This is a genomic window from Amycolatopsis silviterrae, assembly GCF_042684085.1.
Lineage (GTDB): Bacteria > Actinomycetota > Actinomycetes > Mycobacteriales > Pseudonocardiaceae > Amycolatopsis > Amycolatopsis silviterrae.
In genome coordinates this window covers 209752-230291 of the sequence record NZ_JBHUKS010000005.1, presented here as the reverse complement: position 1 = coordinate 230291, position 20540 = coordinate 209752, and the positions used below count along the sequence as shown (strand labels likewise).

Here is a 20540-nt window from a genome sequence, read left to right as displayed (position 1 = left end):
CTGCGCCCGCCCGGGGTGCGCGGATGCGGTGGGACGGAGGGTCCGTGAGGGGAACCCTGAGGGAATCAGAGTCCGTGAGGGTTCCCCTCACGGACAGTCGAGCCAGTCGAGCCGGGGTGGCGGTCATTGCGGCTCCGTTCCCGCGGGCAGTCCCGGGGCGGGCAAGTGTCCGATGTGGACGTAGTGGGCCAGATACCGTTGCAGCAGCGCGCGATCCGCGGGCGGGCACACCAGCCCGCCCGCCGCGACCACGACCTCGGTGTGCGAGCAGTCGAACACCGTCCGGCGGGGCGGGGACGTGCGTTCGATCATCGCGGTGATCGCGCTCAGCGCCGGGTCCGCCGTCGCCGCGGCGGCCGCGGCCAGCGCGGCGTGCCACTCGTCGAACGGGATCGCGCCGATCGGGTAGCCGAACTCGCGCAGCCCGGCGACGACCTCGCCGAACCGGATCGTGCGCTGGTTGTGGAAGTGGAAGTCCTGGCCGTACCCGGTGCGCCGCCGCGAGAGATGGCCGATGGCGGCGGCCACGTGGTCGACCGGGGCCATGTCCTCCTCGATCTCGAAGTCCTCCTCCGGCGCGGAGCCGAGCAGCACCAGGCAGCGCAGCAGGTTGGCGAACCGGTCGCCGAGCGGGCCGATGCCGGTCCGGCTGTGCCCGGTCACCCGGGCCGGGCGGTGCACGGTCACCGGCAGGCCGCGTTCGCGGGCGGCGCGGGCCAGGCGGTCGGCGGCCCATTTGCTCAGCTCGTACCCGCGGTCGAGGCCGGCCGGGTCGTCGGGCGGGACGTCCTCGGTGATCACCGCGTCCCGGTCCAGCGGATAGACGCCCAGCGACGACACCAGGTGCACCGGCGTCCCGCCGCCCCGGCAGGCCAGCCGGAGCAGTTCGGCGGTGCCGAGGACGTTGCCCGGCCGCAGTTGCGAGTACGGGCGCAGGAAGTTCGCTTCGCCGCCGCAATGGAAGATGACGTCGAGGTCTTCGGCGACTGCATCGAAGCTGCTGGACAGGCCTAGGCGAGGGGCGCCGAGGTCGCCGGGGATGGCGACGATCCGGGGGCGGAAGGTCTCGTCCCACAGAAGATGGTCGCGCAGCACCTGTTCGATCCGGGCGGCTCCCTCGGCGGCGTCGGCGGCCCGGACCAGGCAGCGCACCACGACGTCGGTGTGCTGCAGCAGGTCGGCGAGCAGGTGCGGGCCCAGGAAGCCGGACGCGCCGGTGAGCAGGGCGATCCGGGGTGCCATCGCGCGCTGGATCGCGGCTTCGGCTTGGGCGGGCGAGCAGCGCGGGTCGAGGTCGGCGGGCAGCACGCTGTCGGCGAGGACTTCGGCGAGGCGGTCGTTTTCGCGGTACCCGGGGGCGCGGACGGCGTCGGCGAACCCGGCGAGTGTGCTGGCCTCGAACAGCGTGCGCACCGGGACCTCGACGTCCAGTTCCGCGCGGACCTTCGCGATCAGCGTCCCGGCGAGCAGGGAATGCCCGCCGCGCAGGAAGAAGTCGTCGTCGCGGCCGATGCGGTCGACGTCCAGTACCGAGGCCCAGATCGCGGCCAGTCGTTGCTCCAGTTCGCCTTCGGGTTCGGCGAACGCGGTCGGCGCGGTGTCCATCGGTTCGGGCAGGGCGTGGTGGTCGACCTTGCCGTGTGCGTTCAGCGGCAGCGCGGGGAGCACGGCGAAGGCGTCCGGGACCAGGTATCCGGGCAGGGTGGCGCGGAGCGCCGATCGGATGGCCAGCGCATCGACGTCGCCGACGAGATAGGCCACCAGCCGTCCGTCGCGGGCGGTGACCAGGACGTCCTGGACGCCGGGCTGACGACGGCAGGCGGCTTCGACCTCGGCCGGTTCGATCCGGCGGCCGCGGACTTTCAGCTGCCGGTCGACCCGGCCGAGGAACTCCAGCCGTCCTACGCCGTCGAGGCGGGCCAGGTCACCAGTGCGGTACATCCGCGCGCCGGGCACCGGGGAGAACGGGTCCGGGACGAACTTTTCCGCGGTGGCGCCGGGCCGGTCCCGGTAACCGCGCGCGGGGGCGTCGCCGCCGATGCACAGTTCGCCGGGCACGCCGGGAAGCACTGGACGCAGCAGGTGATCGACGACGTAGACGCGGGCATGGGGCAGCGGAGCGCCGATCGGCAGCTGCACCCGGCCGTCGAGTTCGGCGGCGTCGAGGGTGCGGTAGCTGGTCGCGCAGACGGTCGCTTCGGTGGGGCCGTAGTGGTTGTGCAGTGCGACGCGGCCGCCGGTGAGCGCCGCCCACTTCCTGACCGCGGTCGTCGGAACAGCCTCGCCGCCGACCATCATTGTCCGCAATGGACAGTCGGCCGGGACGGTTTCCAGTTCGGCGACCCACTTCTGCCACAGCGCGGACGCGGTGTCGACCATGGTGATCCCGCGGTCCCGGCACAGCTGGACGAGGCCAGGGCCGGTGAGCGCCGCCGGGTCCCGCCAGGGCAGGACGGCCGCGCCGGAGACCAGTGCGGGGAAGATGTCGCCGACAGCCGCGTCGAAGGTCAGCGGCGGGATCATCAGCACGCGTTCGCCAGGGCCGAAACCGTGCAGCTGACGGAAGGACTCGGCCAGTTCGGCGAGTGCGCCGTGCCGTACGGCGACGGGTTTCGCGGCACCGGTCGAGCCGGAGGTGTAGATGACGTACGCGAGGTCGTCCGGTCCGAGGTCGACGTCCGGCGGCGGGGCGTCGGGGAGGTTGTCGGTGTGCAGCACCGGGCCGTCGAACGCGAAGGTGTGCTCGTGGCTCGTGACCAGGGCGGCGGGGGCGGCGTCGGCCAGCAGCTCGGCCAGGCGGGCGGGCGGATGTCCTGGGTCGAGCGGCAGATACGCGGCACCGGCCAGCAGGACGCCGAGCAGGCCGGTGATCGCGTCGGGGCCCGCTGGCAGGCCGAGCGCGACGACATCGCCGCGCCGGACTCCGGACGCGTGCAGGGCCCCGGCGACCCGTCGCGCGCGGGCGACGAGTTCGGCGTAGGTGAGGTCGTCCGCGACGGCGATGGCGTCGGGAGTTCGCGCGGCCTGGCGGGTGATGAGCGTGGTGACCAGGGTGCCGTCGGTGCCCGCTGGCGGGGCCGGGTGCCCGCCGTTGCGCAGCCGGGTCCTATCGGCAGCCGATAAGGCGTCCACTGTGGACACCGGAGCGTCCGGGGCGGCGAGCATCGCGTGCAGCAGGTGTTCGTACTGGTCGGCGAACCGGGCGACGGTGGCGGCGTCGAAGAGGTCGGTCGCGTAGTCGAGCCGTCCTTCGATCCCGTCGGGGGTGGTGGCGAGCGCCAGCGTTAGGTCGAACCGCGCGGTGGTGACCGGCAGGTCGAGCCAGTCCGCACGGATCCCGGGCAGCTCCAGCCCGGCACCGGTCGAGTTGAGCACGAACATCACCTGGAACACCGGGTTGTGGCTGAGATCGCGGGCCGGCCGCAGGTCTTGCGCCACCCGTTCCCAGGGATAGTTCTGGTGCTCCAGCGCGCCCAGGCAGGCGTCCTGCACCTGCGCGAGCACCTCGGCGACCGTCGGGTCGCCGGCCAGCCGGGTCCGGACGGCGACGGTGTTGGCGAACATGCCGACGCACTGTTCGATCCCCGGCACGGTCTCGTCGCGCATCGGCATGCCGACCACCACGTCGTCCTGACCGGCGTGGCGGGCCAGCAGGAGGACGTAGGCGGTCAGCAGCACGGTGTTGGCGGTGACGCCGTGCCGGTGGCAGAACGCGGCGAGATCGGCGGACAGGTGGAAGGAATGGCCGTTGCCGCGGAAGGACTCGGCGGGCGGGCGCGGACGGTCGGTGGGCAGTTCGAGCAGGGCTGGCGCGTCGTGAAGCTGCGAGCGCCAGTACTGTTCGCCCGCTTCGAGCGGCTTGGCCGCCTGCCAGGCCGCGTAGTCGCCGTAGCGCACGGACGGTTCGGGCAGCGCCGGAGCGTTCGCCGGGTACAGCGCGGACAGTTCGCGCAGCAGGATCCCGACGGACGCGGCGTCGGCGACGATGTGGTGCAGCGTCAGCACGAACAGGTGCACGTCGTCGGCGACCGCGACCAGCAGGCCGCGCACCAGCGGCGGCCTGGTCAGGTCGAACGGGCGGGCGCGTTCGGCGGCGAGGACCGGGTCCGCGGACTCCGGTGCACCGCGAAGGTCTACATAGGACAGTTCCGGCGGGGTGCCCGGCAAAGCCGGCACCTGGACCGGCTCGCCGTCGGACTCGGCGAACCCGGCCCGCAGCGCCTCGTGCCGGTCGACCACCGTGGCCAGCGCCCGGCGCAGCGCTTCGACGTCGAGGGGGCCGGAAAGCCGCCAGGACTGGGAGATCGTGTACACGCCGTCGCGCGCGCCGAGCCGGTCCAGGAACCACAGCTGCCGTTGCGCGGGCAGCAGCGGGACGGGGGCGTCACCGGACCGGCGGGGGATCGAGCCGGTCGCGGCGCCGAGCCCGTCGCGTGCGGCCAGCAGGCGGAACAGCCGCTCACGCTCGTCTTGCGTCATCGATGCGCTCCTGGAGGGGAATCGGCTCGCAGCAGGGCGAGAACCTCGTCGTCGGGCAGGGCGGCGATCCGTTCCCGCAGGAGCGCGACCTCGTCGGTGGCCCCGGGTTCGGCCTCGGCCTCCCGCAGTGCGGCGGCGAAGGCGGCGATGGTGCGGGCGGCGAACAGCGTGCGCAGGCCGACGCTGGACTGGAAGTGCTCGCGCACCTTGGCCAGCAGCCGCGCGGCGAGCAGCGAATGGCCGCCGAGGTGGAAGAAGTCGTCGTACACGCCGATTTCCCCGACGGCCAGCACCTCACGCCACAGCCCGGCCAGCTCGCGTTCGACGGCGTCGCGCGGGGCGACCCGGTCCGTCTCGCGGGACTCCCAGACGGGTTCCGGCAGCGCGGTCCGGTCGGTCTTGCCGTTCTTGGTCAGCGGCAGCGCGGACAGGAACACCGCGGTCTGCGGGACCAGGTACGCGGGCAGCTGGCTGGCCAGCCGGTCCCGCAGCGGCGGCCACTCGGTGTCCGCGGCCACGACGTAGGCGACCAGCCGCACGTCGTCCGGACCAGCCGGGCGGGCCAGCACGACCGCGTCCGAGACCCGCGGATCCGCGCGCAGCCGGGCTTCGATCTCGCCGAGTTCGATCCGCAGGCCGCGGATTTTCACCTGGTGGTCGGTCCGGCCGAGGAACTCCAGCGTCCCGTCGGCCCTCGGCCGCGCGAGGTCCCCGGTGGCGTAGAGGCGGCTTCCGTCGGCGGCGAACGGATCCGGCACGAAGCGTTCGGCGGTCAGGCCGGGACGGCTGCGGTAGCCCCGGCTGATCCCCGCGCCGCCGACGTGGATCTCGCCCGCGACGCCGGGCGGGACCGGGTTCAGCCCGGCGTCGAGCACGTGCAGCCGCGTGTTGGGCAGCGCCGGACCCAGCGGCACGACCGGACCGCCGTCGGTGACGGTGCCCGCCGAGACGATCATCGTGACTTCCGTTGGGCCGTAAAGGTTCCACACTCGCGCACCATCCGAGGACAGCGCGGCGACGAGTTCGCGGTCGAGCGCTTCGCCGCCGCACAGCCGTTCCCGGACGTTCGCGGGGACTCCGCCGGACGCCAGCAGCATCCGCCAGCGCGTCGGCGTGGCCTGCAGGATCGTCGCGCCGCAGCCGGCCAGCCGCCGCGACAGCGCGACCGGCTCGGCGGCGTCCTCGGTGCTGATCACCGCGACGGCGGCGCCGCGGATCAGCGGGATCAGCAGCTCCCGCACGGACATGTCGAACGCCAGCGTGGTGACGGACGCCCAGACGTCGGTCTCGGTTACGCCGAGCCGGTCGGCGAAGCCCGTGAGCAGGTTGACCACGCCGCGGTGCGGGACCGCGACGCCCTTGGGCCGTCCGGTCGAACCGGAGGTGTAGATGAGGTACGCCAGATGGGCCGGGTCGTGCGCCACCTCCGGCGCGGTGTCCGGCTCGGCGTAGTCCAGGTCGACGTCCAGCACCGTTTCGAACCGGGGCAGCCGTCCGGCGTTTTCGCGGTCGACGACGGCGATCCGGACGTCGGCCTCCTCGACGACGTAGGCGTGCCGTTCCAGCGGCCACTCCGGGTCGAGCGGGACGTACGCGCCACCGGCTTTCCACACCGCGAGCAGCGCGACCACCATCTCGGCGGAGCGACGCACGCAGAGGCCGACCGGGACGTCCGGGCCGACGCCGCGGCGGCGCAGGGCGTGGGCGAGCCGGTTCGCGCGGGTGTCCAGTTCGCGGTAGCTCAGCGAACCGGCGATCGCGGTCGCCGAACCGCGCTCGCGGACGTGCGGCGCGATCAGGTCCAATGCGGTCGCGGCGGTGGGCAGGGCCGGTTTGCTGTCGAGAGCCACGCGGCCGTCCATGAGGGCGACCGCACCGATTCGCTGCGCGGGGTCTGCGGTGACGGAGGTCAGGAAGGTGCACAGGTGCTCGGCGAAGCGGGCGACGGTGGCTTCGTCGAAGAGGTCCGTGCGGTACTCGAGGTAGCCGTCCAGGGTGTCGCCTTCGTCGCGGACGCCGAGCATCAGGTCGAGCTTCGCGGTGCCGGTGTGCGGGCCGGCGAAGTCGGTGACGGTCAGCCCGGTCAGCTGGGGCAACGCGCCGTCGCCGTGGCCGTTGAAGCCGACCTGGTAGATCGGCGAATGGCCGAGGCTGCGTTCCGGGCGAACGGCCTCGACCACCCGCTCGAACGGGATCTCGGCGCCGCCGAGCGCGTCGACCAGGCCGTCGCAGACGTCGATCAGCAGCTCGTCGAAGGTGGGGTCGTCGGCGGTCGAGATCCGGACCGGGACGGTGTTGACGAAGAAGCCGATCAGGCGCTCGGTGTCGACCTGCGACCGTTGCCCGACGACGGTACCGACCACGACGTCGTCCTGCCCGCTGTACCGGGCGAGCAGTGCGTGGTAGGCGGCCAGCACGGTCATGAAAACCGTTGCGCCGGAAGCGTTCGCGAGCGTGCGTACGGCCTCGGTGAGCGCGCGCGGGAACCGGAACTCGTGGATGCCGCCCGTGTACGCCGCGGTCGCCGGACGGGGGCGGTCGGTCGGCAGGGTGATCAGTTCGGGCGCGCCGCGCAGCCGGTCGGCCCACTCCTGCAGCAGCTCCACGCCTTCCGGTCCGGCGAGGTATTCCCGTTGCCACTGCACGAAATCCGCGTACTGCATCGGCAGCGGCGGCAGGTTCGCCTCGGTGCCGGACAGTTCGGCGCGGTAGCTTTCGGCCAGCTCGTCCAGCAGCAGCGAGACCGACCAGCCGTCGGCGATCGCGTGGTGCAGGGTGAGCACCAGTACGTGCTGGTCCTCGGCTTGGCGCAGCAGCAGGACCCGGGCGAGCGGCCCGGCGGTCAGGTCGAACGGGGTGCGGATCTCGGTCTCGGCGGCAGCCTCGTCCCAGGTCTCCCGGAGGGTGATGGAGAAGCCGGTGTCGGTGACGACCTGCTCCGGAACGCCGTCGCGCTCGCGGAAAACGGTGCGCAGGGCGGCGTGCCGGGCCGAAATCCGCGCGAAAGCGCGGCGCAGGGCCTCGACGTCGAGCGGTCCGGACAGCCGCAGCACGGTGGGCACGTGGTAGACCGGCGAACCGGGGTCGAGCCGGTCGAGGAACCACAGCCGCTCCTGGCCGGGGGAGCACGGGAAGACGTTCACGGCGCTCCGATCCCGGTCTCGTCCAGCTCGCGGGCGAGCCGGTCGTGCTCGACCAGTTCGCGCAGCTGGACCGGCACCTGGTCGCCGAACAGCCGCAGGTACGCGCGCGCCTGGTCCGGATCGGCGCGCAGGAACGGGTAGTCGGTCGGCACCATGTGCCGCACGACCAGCATCGGCACCGGGCTGCGCAGCGGGCGGAACGCGGGATTCCACAGCCCGCCCTTGTCCGGCGGCCCGTTGTGGAACTCGCCGATCATCAGGCCTTCGGCGACATACTCCGACTTCAGCGCGTGCTGCACGGTGTCGACCACGCCGGAGCGGTCGTCGGCGGGCGCGTCCGGGAACAGCAGCAGGATCGTGGTCAGCTGCGCGCCCGGGTGGCCGCGCGGCGCGAGGTCGAGGAACCAGTCCCGGTAACAGTGCAGGGTTTCGGTCAGCCGCGGGCCGGCGGCCGGGATGCCCGGTTCGACGGCGAGGTAGAACCGGCCGCGTTCCAGGGACGGCTGCGCGAACGGGCAGACGTTGCCGCCGCGCCCGAGGTCCGGATGCGGACCGGACAGGTACCCGCGGCCCCAGTCGAAGATCGCCCGCAGGTGGATCTCGTACCGCAGCAGGCGTTCGGGCAGGGCGAGCGGGTCGAGGTCGTGCCGCTCCACCAGGACGCGGCCGGGATCGGTCGGATGGATGAGCATCAGCTTCGGTCTCCAGGCGAGTGCGGTCCGGCGGCGCGGCGCCGGGCGAGCGCGCCGCCGGCCAGTGCGGCGGCGAGGGCGGCGCCCCCGGCCCAGGCCAGCACGGCGTGCTGGCGGCGGGCGCGGCGCAGGGCGTCCGCGTACGGGATCGTGGTGTGCGAAACCATGGTGTAGAGCGGCATCCAGCGTTTCGGGAACACGCGGCTGAGCACCAGGTCCGCCTTCTTGCGGGCCAGGAACAGCGGCGAGGCCACCCGGGTGCGCAGCTCGTCGAAGTTCTGCTCGGAGAGGTCGGCGAGGACGTCGGTGTGCGGTTTGCGGCGTCGTTCGAAGGTGCGCAGCGCTTCGGCCCAGTCGTCGTCGGCCAGGCAGTCGCGCAGTACCGCGCAGTCCTCCAGCGCCGAGTTCATGCCCTGGCCGTAGAAGGGGTACACGGCGTGCGCGGCGTCGCCGATCAGCACCACGCGGCCCTCGTGCTGCCACGGCGAACTCCGGACCGTCACCAGGTGCCCGGTCGGATGGGACAGGAACTGCTCGACGATGTCGGGCACGAGCCGCCGCACGTCCGGGAACCGGGTGTCGAAGAGGTCCCGCACCGATCCTTCGGTGGTGAGCGTGGCGAAGCTCCGCTCGCCCGAGAGCGGCAGGAACACGGTCGCGGTGAGCGAGCCGTTGACGTTGGGGTGCGCGACGATCAGGCCGTCGTCGCCCGGCCAGACGTGCAGCGCGTCCGGGCTGCTGCGCACCTCGCCGGAAGGGCCGGCGGCGATGGCGAACTCCTTGTAGCCCCAGGGCAGGACGCGCTGCCGGAAGTCGGCGGGCAGGCCGCGCAGCAACCGGGTGCGCACTGTCGAGAACGCGCCGTCCGCGCCGACGACCAGGTCCGCGGAAACGTGGTATGGACCACTTTCGCTGTCGAAGGTGCAGACCGGTTCCTTCGCCGCCGACCCGCGGTCGAAGTCGGTGAGCGTCACGCCGAAACGGGCGCTGACGTTCGGGTGCTCCAGGGCTTTGGCCAGCAGGATCCGGTTGAGGTCGTCGCGCAGCACCGAGCGCAGGATCTGGTCCTCGTGGCTGCCGTAGGGCTGGAAGTCCAGCTCGCCGTCGCGCTGGTGGATCACCCGCCCGCGCATCGGGGCCGCGGCGGCCAGCACCGGGCCGAGCAGGCCGACCTGGTCCAGCGCGCGGATTCCGCGCTGGGAAAGGCCGAGGTTGATGGACCGGCCGCCGCCCGCGCCCGCCGCGCGCGGATCGGGACGGCGCTCGTGGATCTCCACCCGGTGCCCGAGCTGGGCGAAGTGGATCGCGGCGAGCGAGCCGGCCAGCCCGGCCCCGGCCACCAGAACCCGCTTGCCGCTCATTCCGGCCGCCCGGCGGGCGCGTGAGGGCAATTGTGCCGTCGCCGTTCGGCGTGCTTTTCCGTTGAGCGGTATTTGCCGATCGGACGCGCAATCCGGCCGATCGGAGCAATATTGCGCGCGGCCCGCCCGGAACGCTCACCACTGGTGACCCGGAAGAACGCCGGAGTAATCGCGGGCGAACTGTATCCGGTCGGCTGCGGAAAGTGTCGGGACCATTTCGGTAACGTTCCGCCCGGGCGATCCGATTGATGCCCCGGCCTTCGTCCTGGTCGCGGTAAACGCCCAGGTCCGCTGCTGCTCACCGATCCTCCTGCGAGATTCGTGGCCGATCGCACGCGCGGCCGAGGTTCTCCCTGTTGGCCGATAGCCCGGGCCGGGCCGCGGGCACTAACCTGTTCCCGCTTGCCCGGCTGATTTACCGGCGCTCGTGCCGAGCACCAAATAAACCGGAAGATATCGGGTGGCAGCATCCGTAGAATTACCGCAATTCGCCGGTCGGGCGAAGGGGGAGAAGCGTGGTCGAGAAGGAGTTTGTCGGCAGGTCGGCGGAACTGGCCGCGTGCCTGGACCGCGCGGCCGCGGTGACGGTGGTGGAAGGGCGTCCGGGGATCGGGAAAACCCGGCTGCTGGCCGAGGTCGCCCGGCGCGCGGCGGATCCGGTGTGCGCGGTGCCGGCGGCCGAGCCCGGCGGCGAGGGGCCGCTGGGGTTCGCCCGCCGCCTCGCCGCGGCTGTCGGCACGGAAACGCGGGAAGCGCTGGTGGTCGTCGACGACGCGCAATGGGCCGACGAACCGTCCTTGCGGCTGCTGATGTCGCTGGTCGCGAGACCGGGCAGCGACCGGCGGCTGGTGCTGTCGGTGCGCGACGGGCAGCAGCAGCCCGCGCTGGCCCGCCTGCTGCGCGCCGAACGCGTGCCCGCCCGGTACGTGCCGCTGCCCGCGTTCACCGACGACGAGGTCGCCCGGCTCCTGCCGGGGCACGACGAGGCCGAGCGCGCGCGGATCGCCGCCGCGGCGGAGCACGTCCCGCTCTATCTGTTGCTGCTGGCCGATTTGCCGCCGCACGAGTGGCCGGGACCCGACGGCGGCACGACCGCCGAAGACCGGCCGATGCTGCCCGCCGAACGCGTGCTGTTCGCCGAGGTCTCCGCGCTGCCGGAACCCGAACGGCTGGTCGCGCAGGCCGCGGCGTGCGGCGGCGCGGCGATCGACGCGGACCTCGTCCAGGCGATGACCGTGCTGCCCCGGGCCGAGGTCGGCCTGGCGATCGAACGGCTGCTGTACCGCGGCGTGCTGGCCGGCGGGGCGGCCGGGCTGCGGTTCCGGCATCCGCTGGTCCGCGCCGCCGCCGGACGGCTGGCCGGGCGCGGCTGGGCGGCGGGCGCGCACCGCCGGGCGGCGGAGTACCTGCGCGAACTCGACGCGCCGCTCACCCTGCGCGCCTATCACCTCGAGAAGTCTTTGTACCGCCACGATCTGGTCGCGGTCGGCGAGCTGGCGTCGGCGGGGGAGGAGGTGCTCGGCACCGATCCGGCGGCGGGCGCGCGGTGGCTCGGCGCGGCCGTGGCGAACCTGCCGGAACGGATGCGCGGCGGGCACGAACACTGCCGCCTCTCGGTGCTGCGGGCCGAAGCACTGCTGACGTCCGGGCGGCCAGCCGAGGCCCGTGCGCTCCTGGCGGCGCTGCCGGACTCACCTCGCGTACTGGCCTTGCTGTCCCGGTGCGAGCACGCACTCGGCCGGACCCGGCGGGCGCGGGTGATCGCCGAAGCCGCCATCGCCGCCTCCGGCAAGGCCGACGCGCGGGCGCAACTCGAACTGGCGCACCTGGAATTGCTCGACGGCGACACCGTCGGCGCGCAGGAACGGCTCCGCCGGACCGCCGCGGACCCGAGTGCCGGGCCAGCGGTGCAGGCGGCGATCGCGGCGCTCGCCGCCATCGGGCTGGCCTGCGCCGGGCGCATCGCCGAGGCCCGGCACGCCCAGCAGGCCGCGGCCGACGGCTTCGACCTGCTCGACGACAGCCAGGCGCGTTCGGTGCTCGACACCGTGCCCGCGCTGTGCTGGGCCTCCTGCTTCCTCGACGACGACCGGCGCGCGCTCGCCCTGCTGGACCGGGCGCTGCACCTCGGCGCGGCCGGATTGCGCCACGGCCTGCCGTTCCTGTACTCGGCGCGCGGCTACGTGCTCTGGAAACTGGGCCGCCTCGCCGAGGCCGCGGAGGCCGCCGCCGAAGCGGAAGCCGCCGCGACCCGCTTCGGCCACCACGACGTCGTGCCGATGGCCGCCGCGATCCGCCTGCGGGTCCTGCTCGCGACCGGCGACCGGACGGCCGCCGAGCAGCAGTGGCGGACGGTGGAGAAGCTGCCGCGGCCCACCGTCGAGTGGTGGCGGCGGACGGTGGAGCACATCCTCGCCGAGGCCGGTTTCGAACTCGGGATGTTCCCCGGCGCGGTCGAACAGCCGGTGCGGAGGACGGCGAATCCGTTGCTGGTGGCCAGATTGGCGCAGGACTGCCGGGTCGCCCTCGCCGAGGGCAGGCACGCGGAAGCCCGCCGGTGCGCGGCCGAGGCGCAGGAACGCGCGGCGGTGACCGGGCTGAACAGCGACCTCGGCATCGCGCTGCTGGCCCGCGCGACGGTCCTGGCGGCGGACAACGACCTCGCCGCCGCGTTGACCGACGCGACCGCCGCGGCCGTCGCGTTCGGCCGGGCGGCGATGGTGCTGCACCGCGGCCGGGCCGTGCTGCTCGTCGCGGAAGTGCTCGGCAGGCAAGGAAACTTCGACGCCGCGACGCAGCGGATCGGCGAGGCGCGGGAGGTGTTCCACAGCGCGGGCGCCGGCGCGCTGCTGCGCGAGGCGACGAAGGTGCAGCGGCGCTTGGCCGGTCAGCGCAAGCTGCAGTCGCCGTCCGGCGGACGCGCTCTTTCGCGCCGGGAACGCCAGGTGGCGGAAATGGTGGTGCGCGGGCTGACGACGAAGGAGATCGCGGCGGAGCTGTTCCTCAGCCCGCGAACGGTGGACGCGCACGTGGCGCGGGTGCTGAACAAACTCGACCTCACCACCCGCGCCGGGATCGCCCGCCGGCTGATCGGCTGACGATTTCGCAAGAGCGATTATTCCCGTTCCGGACAGCCGGGACAGTGGTGTCCCGTGCCATGGAACAAGCCGCCGTCCGGGCTGCCCGCCGTTGTACTGTCAGCGCGGCAAAGGAGAATGCCGAAAAGCGCACGGAAAGGCTGTTTCGTGACTGCGACGGACCAGAAAGTGCGCGAAGAATGAACCGCGCGCCGAAATACGCCATTCTGAACCTGGACGGGACGCTGCTTCCCGGGCACACGTCGAAGCATTACCTGCGGGTGCTGATCGACGACGGAACCTGCGACCGGCAAGCCGGGCTTTCCTGTCTGGAAGCGGTCGGGCGGTTCGAGTCCGGGGAGAAAACGCCGGAGCTGAGAGCCGAGATCTACCGGCGGTACGCACTCGCGATGAAGGGCGCGTCGGTCGCGCAAACCCGGTTCGCCGCGGCGAAGACCTGGCGGGCGAGCCGGGGAAAGCTGTTCTCCTTCGTGCCGGAACTGCTTTCGCTGCTGCGGACGAGCGGTTACCGGATCCATCTTCTTTCCGGAAACCACGATTTCCCGGTGCAGGCGGCGGCGGTCGATCTCGGCCTGTCCGGCGGGCACGGCGCGGTCGTGGAGGTCGCCGACGGCCGGTTCACCGGATGCCTCCTGTCGGCGCCCGGCGCGCCCGGCGGCAAGCTCGCGTTCATGCGTTGTCTCGCCGAAGCGGCCGGACTCGACGCGCAGAACTCGCTGGCGATCGGGAACTCCCGTTCGGACGCGGAGATCTTTCCGTGCGTGGGCAAGGCGATCGCCTTCGAGCCGGACGCGGAGCTTCGGCGCCTCGCGGCCGGGCATGACTGGCGGGTGGCCGACCGGCGGACGATCCTGCGGGTCTGCGCGCGGGCGGTCGAGGGCGCGGAGGCCGCGTGACCAAGGCTTGCCGAGTCCGGATTCGCGCGTAGTACGGACGCACGCTGAGTGAATTACGTTGCCCGGCATGGTCTATTCGGCGGAATCGGCATCCCTTCCCTTTCTCCGCGCGAAAAGCAAGGGCCTGTTCCACGCCCCGGAACATCGCTCTGCGTCCCCAAGTTGTCGCTCGCTGTCGACTGAGTGCTGGTATCGTCGGGCGGCGGAGGAGCGGCGGCGGCCGGAATCGGCCCCGCCGGTGCTTCCGTCGCCGGCACGGACGGCACCAACCCCGCCGCCGTGGCCAGCGCGGCCGACCGTTGCGCCGGAACCGGTTTCGCCCGCCGATCGCGGGGATGCCGGGGCTGGAGCGGCGGCGGTGCCCGGTCCCGCGGCGCCATCGTGGGCTGCCGGGAATATTCTCCGGCCCGCTATTCGCGCGACGTTTCGCCCCGGTTCCCGCGGCGGGCGGAAAACGGCGGGACGAGCAATTGTCACGGCCGGCGACCGGGCTGGCGCGGCAGTCGCGCGAATGCGTTGCGGCGACGCAGCGTGATCGTTCGCGGCCGCATTCCGGAACGGATCTGTCGCACGACGACGCGAGCGGACCACGACGCTGCGCCACTGGGGCGATCTCTTTCAGTGAACGGGTGCGTCCGGTTGTGCCGGAGGCGGCACTGGGCAAGCATGAAGGCGCGGAACACTCGGCGCGAGAACACAGGAATGCATCAGGAAAGACGCCGGTGGCGAAGAAGCGGACGGCAGCCGGGCGCGGTGCCGGCCGCGGGCAAGGAGAGGGCGTCTGAAGCCGCTCAGGGCAGCGGCAGCGCGGCCGCGCCGAGGCGGCGGGCCATGATCCGGGCGGGGTCCCCGGCGGGCAGCACGGCGCGCGCGTGAGAGGAATCTTGGATTCGGTGGAGGTTGCGGTCGTGACTACGAGCGACGAAAATGGGCACTGGGCTTGCACGCGCGTGGTGCCGCGCAGGCCCATTCCCCGGGCGCTTTCGATACTCAGCGCTATTCGCGAATCGGGCGGGATCGAAACGCTGAGCGAGATATCGCGTTCGACCCGGCTGCCGAAGAGCACGGTGCACCGGCTCCTGGCGGAGATGCAGGGATACGGAATGGTCGTGCGCGCCGGATACCATTACCGGCACGGGGAAGCCGTGTGCCGGCTCGCCCGGCCCGGTTCGACCCAGGAACTGCAGCGCCTGCGAAGAGGCATTCTCCCGTCGCTCATCGACATCCACTGGCGGACCGGGTACCTGGTCGGCCTCGGCGTGGCCAGCGGCAATCTCGTCGATTTCGTGCACCTGATCTACAGCAGCGGCTACTGCACGCTGGCCGAGCGGATCGAAAACGACTCGCAGCTGGCGGGCAGCGCGGCGGGCCGCGTGCTGATGGCCTTCGACCCCGGCCTGGCGGCGCGGTTCGCGGTGTTCGCGGGCTACCGCGGCGAGGACGAGGACGGCGGGCTCCCGGCCTGGCTGAGCACGGAACTGCGGGACATCCGGCGGCAGGAGCTGTCGTTCAACCCGCGAGTCCCCGGCACGCTGATCGCGGCGGCGGTCCCGGTCTTCAACGTGACGGGAACCGCGGTGGCCGCGCTGAGCGTGGCGGCCCCGCGCCGGGTGTTCAACACCCGGGAAGCGCAGGCGTCGCTGCAGGCGACCCGGATGACCGCACAGCGCATCCTGCGGGAAACGGTGGCGGCCGACTGGCGGCAGCGCAGCCCCGGAGCCGGACGGCCGGTCGAGTAGCCGGGCGGAGTTCCTGGGGCGCTGAACGGGTGGGTGCGGCGGAACCGGGCAGTACCGATCCTGGTGCGCCGCAACGGCTTTCCCGCCTCCCGCTCCCACGTGCACCTTGCCCTGCACCGCCCCAATGTGGCATTGGGTGCGCTGGACGCACCGAATGCCACATTGGGTGCATGCGACGCACCCAATGCCACATTGGGGCGGTACGGGCGAAACCGCAGTAGCGCGAGCCGGGTGCTGCCCGCCGAACCCGTGCGGAGGGCCGCATCGCCTCTCGTGCCGGGACCAAAGACTCCCGCGCCGCGGACGTCCGCCCGCAGTGCCCTCCGAGCGTTGCCGCCTAGCCTCTGCCGGGTCACGAGAGGACCCGGCCGGAGGAGGCAGGTAATGGACGAGGAGGGGACGGCCCCCGCCCAGGGGACTGCCCGCCGCCGGCCCGCCGGGCGCGGCGAGCACGGGGCCGCGGTCCGCGGGCGGGCCGGAGAGCGGGATGCGACCGCTGTGGTCTGCGGGCGGGCCGGAGAACGGGCCACGAAGGCTGCGGTAAGCGGGCGGTCCGGAGAGCAGGGCGCGAAAGCGGCGGTCCGCAGGCGGGCCGGAGAGCGGGGCGCGAAGCCTGCGGATGGCGGGCGGGCCGGAGGACGGGGCGCGACTGCTGTGATCCATGAGCGGTCCGGGGAGCGGGGCGAGAACACCCCGATCCGCGCGCAGGCCGGAAAACGGGATGCGAACGGGGAAAGCCGGCCATGGCGGTGAGCCGGCCGGTGGTCGTCGGGGTCGACGGGTCCGCCGCCGCGCTCGCCGCGGTGCGCTGGGCGGCGGTCGAGGCCGCGCGGCGGGGCACCGGGCTCGTGGTCTTCCACGCCGAACTCTGCGACGACCCGGATCTCCTGCCGCACGGGAAACCGCCCGGCGACGCCGAACTGCTGCTCGAACCGGCGCACCGGCTGCTGCGCCAAGCGGCGGAAACCGCTCGGCTGACCGCGCCTGCGGTTCCGGTGCGGATGTGCGTCCGGCTCGGCACCGCGGCCGATCTGCTGGCCGCGTTGTCCGACGAGGCCGGGCTGCTGGCGCTCGGGGCGCACGGGCTCGGCGGCGCGCGCGGGGCGGCGATCGGGTCGGTGGCGTTGCGGGCGGCGGCGTCGGCGCGGTGCCCGGTGGTGGTCATCCGGGGCAGCGCGGCGGCGGACGGGCCGGTGGTGGTCGGGCTCGACGATTCCGACGGCGGCGAGCGCGCGCTCGCCTTCGCGTTCGAGGCCGCCGTTTCGCGCGGGGCCGGTCTGGAGGCAGTGCACGCCTGGCACGACGGCCGTCCGGGGCGCGAAAGCGGGCTGCGGGAACAGGTGGCCGCGTGGTCCCGCAAGCATCCGCTCGTGCCGGTTCGCGTGCACGTGGTGCGGGTGCGCTCGGCGGCGCGGGCGCTGGCCGGGATTTCCGCTGGTGCGCAGCTGATCGTCGCGGGCGCCAGGGCGCGCGGGCCGGTCGCGGGCGGTCTGCTCGGCTCGACCGGGTACTGGCTGCTGGCGCATGCGGCCTGCCCAGTCGCGGTGGCCCGATAAGTCCACAGTGGACGCACACTGGTGGCCCCCGCCCATGCCGCCATAGGCACGTCCGTGAGGGGAACCCTGAGGGACTCTGATTCCCCCAGGGTTCCCTTCACGGACCGCAGCCGCCGCCAGCGGCGACAGCGCGCCCAGTCGGGGACTTTCTACCTTCGGCTTCGGGCAGTCCGGCCGCGTCGCGGCGGCGGGCGGGCGCGGTTTCCTTGAGGGGCGACCCAGTTCCCGAAGAGAGGAGTGCGCGATGACTTCGCTGTTGCCCGGTTCCCGGATGGCCCTGCCGAACATCGCGGCATGGCTCGACCGCCCGTGGCCGTTCACCGACCACAACCCGGTGCGCATCGAGGAATCCACCGACGGCGGGACCTACACCGTCCGCGCCGAGCTGCCGGGCTTCGACCCGGAGAAGCACATTTCCGTGACCACGCACGACGGATTGCTGACCGTCGAGGCGGACCGCGAGGAACGCAAGCACGCCGACGGCCACAGCGAGTTCTCCTACGGCAAGTTCAGCCGGACGGTCTCCCTTCCCGCCGGAGCGGTGACCGCCGAGGTGACCGCACGCTACGCCGACGGCATCCTCGAGATCTCCATGCCGCTGGCCGGACAGCCGCACGAGAAGCAGATCAAGATCGAGATCGGATAGCCCCGAAGTCCACTGTGGACTGAACGGGCGCACTCGCGACCGGAAGGAGCAGGCCATGACCGCACCGGGCGAACGGGACATCGTCGTGGGCGCCGACGGATCGGCGGGCAGCGCCGCGGCGGTGCGCTGGGCGCTGGCCGAGGCGGAGGAGAGCGGCCGGACGGTCGCGGTCCTGCGGGCCTGGACCTTCGACCCGCTCGCGGACCTGGAATCGGCGGTCGCCCGCTCGTACGACGAGATCGCCGCCCGGTACCGGCGCGAGCTGGACGCCGCGGTCGCGAGGGCGTGCCCCGGCGCGGACCTGGCGCGGGTGCGGACCGGCACGGTCGACGGCGCGCCCGGTCCGGCGCTGGTCCGCGCGTCGGCGGGCGCGGCGATGCTGGTGCTGGGCAGTCACGGGCACGGCCGGATGCTGCGGATGCTGGTCGGCTCGGTTTCCGAGTACTGCCTGCGGCACGCGCGCTGTCCGGTGGTGATCGTCCCGGTCCGGTCGCCCGAGGAGCGCGGGCCGCTGCCGGACGCGGACCCGGCGGGCGCCGCTCGTCCGGATCCCCTGTTGTGAGGAGCGCGGAATGAAGAGGACCCGTCAGGTCCGTTCGGTGATGACGGCCGACGTCGTCACGGTCGCGCCGGGCACGTCGGTCAAAGCGGCCGCCGCGCTGCTGGAGCGGCGGGGCGTCGGCGGCGCGCCGGTCGTCGCCGAGGACGGCGAGGTGCTCGGCGTCGTCACGCGCGGCGATCTGACGGCGCGGAAGCCCTTGCGGCGGACCGGATTCGGCTGGCGCAAGGCCGGGCCGCGTCCGGTGGCCGAGGTGATGAGCACACCGCCGGTCACCGTGCGGGCGGACGATGACGTCGTGTGCGCGGTCCAGCGGATGGACGCCAGCCGGGTGCACCGGCTGCCCGTGGTCGATGCCGGCCGCATCCTCGTCGGCATCGTCGCGCGCGCGGACCTCGGGCGGGTGTTCCTGCGGCCGGACAGCGCGATCCGCGACGAAGTGCGCGACGAGGTCCTCGACCGGGAGCTGTGCATCGACCCGGCTTCGCTGGACGTGGCGGTGCGCGACGGCGTGGTGTCGCTCAGCGGGACGGTGGAACGGCACAGCATGGTGCCGGTGATCCCGGTGATTCTGGCGCTGGTCGCCAGGGTGGACGGCGTGCTGGCGGTGAAGGAGCATTTGCGGGTGGGAGTGGACGCCCGGATCGTCTTGGCCGAAGAACCGGCCGCGGGCGGGTTGTGACTCCCGGTTCCCCGTCGCCGGACGGGAGGAACGGCCACCGTCCAGTGCGGACGGTGGCCGCTTTCCGTTCGCCGTGGACCGACGCGCTTTCGTCCCTGCCGGAAGGGACTTCGGGCCCTGACCGGACCGCTGCCCAGTAGGCCACCGTGTACCCGGCTGCCGGAAGCGGCGGCGGAACGGGAGGCGAGGCGGTGTCCGGGAAGAGGCCCGACGGCACGGTGCTGGTCGGGGTGGACGAGTCGGAGGCGTCGCTGGCCGCGGTCCGCTGGGCGGCCGCGGAAGCGCTGCGCCGTGGTGCCCGCCTGAGGCTGTTCCAGGCCGGCCTCCGCGAGGGGGCCGGGGCGGAGCCCCGCGCGCACCGGTGGCTGAGCCGCGCCGCGCAGGTCGCCGAGGAAGCGGCGCCGGGCGTGGCGACCCAGCCGGTCGTCCGGGCCGGGCTCGCGGTCGACCTGCTCGTCGAGATGTCGCGGTCGGTTTCGCTGGTGGTGCTGGGTTCGCACGGGCTCGGCGGCCTGCGCGGCGCGGCGATCGGCTCGGTCGCCCTGCGGACCGCGGCGTGCGCGCACTGCCCGGTGGTCGTCGTGCGCGGACGCGCGGCGGCGGGCGGGGCGGTCGTGGTCGGAGTGGACGGCGACGAGCGCGTCGGCGAGTTCGCCTTCGAGGCCGCGGCGAGCAGGCAGGTGCCGCTCGTCGCGGTGCGCGCCTGGCGCGACCGCCGGTCCGACCGGCCGGGGCGGGCCGGCGAGGAGGACCGCGCGCTGCGCGAGTGCATCGCCGCGTGGGCGGACAAGCATCCGGAGGTCGCGGTGCGGACCTGGGCGGTGCGGGAGCGTTCGGCGGGACGGGCGCTGATGGCGGTCGAAGGCGCGCAGCTGGTCGTGATCGGCGGCCGGGGCCGGGGGCCGGTCACCGGCGGGCTGCTCGGGTCCACCGGCAACCGGCTGCTGGCGCGGGCGGCGTGCCCGGTCGCGGTCGTGCGCCGGGTGTCCCGGTGAAGAGACGGGAGAAAGCGTTGCGAGCACGGGACATCATGACCTGGCCGGTGGTCAGCGTGGGGCCGGGCGTGCTGGTTGTCGACGCGGTCGCGACATTGGCCGCGCGCGCGGTCGCGGCGCTGCCGGTGGTCGACGAGGCGAACCGGGTCGTGGGCATGTTCACCGAGGCGGACGCGCTGGCGGGCCTCCGGACGGGCGAGCCGGGCCTGCGCGTGCACGCCGTCATGACGAAACCGGTCGACCCGGTGGACGTCGAAGCCGGCCTCGGCGCGGTCGCCGTCCGCATGCTCGCCGACCGGCTCCGCAGCGTCCCGGTGACCGACCGCGGCGAGCTGGCCGGGATCGTGAGCCGGCGCGATCTCCTGTCCCGGCTGGTGTGCCGGGACGACGCCATCGCGTCCCGGCTGCGCGCGCTGCTGAACGACTACGCCGGGCACCGGAACGACTGGGAGGTGTCGGTGGCGGGCGGGGTCGTCACGATCCGCGGCGGGTTCGCCGACGAGGCCGAGCACCGGCTCGTCAAGGCGCTCGCGCTGACCGCGGAAGGCGTTGTCGCGGTGCGGCTTTCCCCGCGCCGGTGACCGTTGCGCCGAACGGCGCAGCCGCGCGCCGGTGATGACGTTGGTCCTTCGCGCCGGTGACTCCGGACCGGCGTGCGCGGCCCGTCCGGTGACTTACTTTCGGGTCAGCACAG

At 73.3% G+C, this 20540-nt stretch carries 13 protein-coding genes; 9 read left to right on the top strand and 4 right to left on the bottom strand.

All coding sequences use genetic code 11. The features are described 5' to 3' along the window. Window positions 1-123: 123 nt before the first annotated feature. From ACFSVL_RS09230 to ACFSVL_RS09215, 4 genes are read right to left on the bottom strand one after another with little or no spacing between them, the layout of a single operon-like run. Window positions 124-4479 carry a non-ribosomal peptide synthetase gene (locus ACFSVL_RS09230; RefSeq protein WP_378302410.1) on the bottom strand — a complete coding sequence of 1452 codons (4356 nt, stop codon included), beginning with the start codon at window positions 4477-4479 and terminating at the stop codon, window positions 124-126. Beyond that, window positions 4476-7622, bottom strand: a complete 3147-nt coding sequence (locus ACFSVL_RS09225; RefSeq protein WP_378302408.1) for an amino acid adenylation domain-containing protein — start codon at window positions 7620-7622, stop codon at window positions 4476-4478. The genes ACFSVL_RS09230 and ACFSVL_RS09225 overlap by 4 nt, the downstream gene beginning before the upstream one ends. Further along, window positions 7619-8314, bottom strand: coding sequence for a DUF6875 domain-containing protein (locus ACFSVL_RS09220; RefSeq protein WP_378302406.1), 696 nt, complete (start codon window positions 8312-8314; stop codon window positions 7619-7621). The genes ACFSVL_RS09225 and ACFSVL_RS09220 overlap by 4 nt, the downstream gene beginning before the upstream one ends. Continuing rightward, window positions 8314-9675, bottom strand: a complete 1362-nt coding sequence (locus ACFSVL_RS09215; RefSeq protein ID WP_378302404.1) for an FAD-dependent oxidoreductase — start codon at window positions 9673-9675, stop codon at window positions 8314-8316. Before ACFSVL_RS09215 ends, ACFSVL_RS09220 begins: the two co-directional genes overlap by 1 nt. Before the next feature lie 515 nt (window positions 9676-10190). Here ACFSVL_RS09215 and ACFSVL_RS09210 point away from each other — a divergent pair. From ACFSVL_RS09210 to ACFSVL_RS09170, 9 genes are all read left to right on the top strand, one after another. Further along, window positions 10191-12773 carry a helix-turn-helix transcriptional regulator gene (locus ACFSVL_RS09210; protein ID WP_378302402.1) on the top strand — a complete coding sequence of 861 codons (2583 nt, stop codon included), beginning with the start codon at window positions 10191-10193 and terminating at the stop codon, window positions 12771-12773. A gap of 179 nt (window positions 12774-12952) precedes the next feature. Beyond that, complete coding sequence (locus ACFSVL_RS09205; protein WP_378302400.1) at window positions 12953-13669, top strand: HAD family hydrolase; 717 nt, start codon at window positions 12953-12955, stop codon at window positions 13667-13669. Window positions 13670-14577: 908 nt separating this feature from the next. Further along, window positions 14578-15408 (top strand): IclR family transcriptional regulator, encoded by an 831-nt coding sequence (locus ACFSVL_RS09200; protein ID WP_378302398.1) that lies wholly within the window; start codon window positions 14578-14580, stop codon window positions 15406-15408. A gap of 743 nt (window positions 15409-16151) precedes the next feature. Then, window positions 16152-16964, top strand: a complete 813-nt coding sequence (locus ACFSVL_RS09195; RefSeq protein ID WP_378302396.1) for a universal stress protein — start codon at window positions 16152-16154, stop codon at window positions 16962-16964. 244 nt (window positions 16965-17208) lie between these two features. Then, window positions 17209-17610, top strand: a complete 402-nt coding sequence (locus tag ACFSVL_RS09190; protein WP_378302394.1) for an Hsp20/alpha crystallin family protein — start codon at window positions 17209-17211, stop codon at window positions 17608-17610. 55 nt (window positions 17611-17665) lie between these two features. Continuing rightward, a complete protein-coding gene (locus ACFSVL_RS09185; RefSeq protein ID WP_378302392.1) occupies window positions 17666-18172 on the top strand; it encodes a universal stress protein in 507 nt (168 codons plus the stop codon). Window positions 18173-18182: 10 nt separating this feature from the next. Then, the gene (locus ACFSVL_RS09180; RefSeq protein ID WP_378302390.1) at window positions 18183-18851 is read left to right on the top strand and encodes a CBS domain-containing protein; all 669 of its coding nucleotides are present in this window, start codon (window positions 18183-18185) and stop codon (window positions 18849-18851) included. 191 nt (window positions 18852-19042) lie between these two features. Next, window positions 19043-19846: a universal stress protein gene (locus ACFSVL_RS09175; protein ID WP_378302388.1), complete on the top strand. Its 804-nt coding sequence runs from the start codon at window positions 19043-19045 to the stop codon at window positions 19844-19846. Continuing rightward, the gene (locus tag ACFSVL_RS09170; RefSeq protein WP_378302386.1) at window positions 19843-20427 is read left to right on the top strand and encodes a CBS domain-containing protein; all 585 of its coding nucleotides are present in this window, start codon (window positions 19843-19845) and stop codon (window positions 20425-20427) included. Before ACFSVL_RS09175 ends, ACFSVL_RS09170 begins: the two co-directional genes overlap by 4 nt. Window positions 20428-20540: the final 113 nt, after the last annotated feature.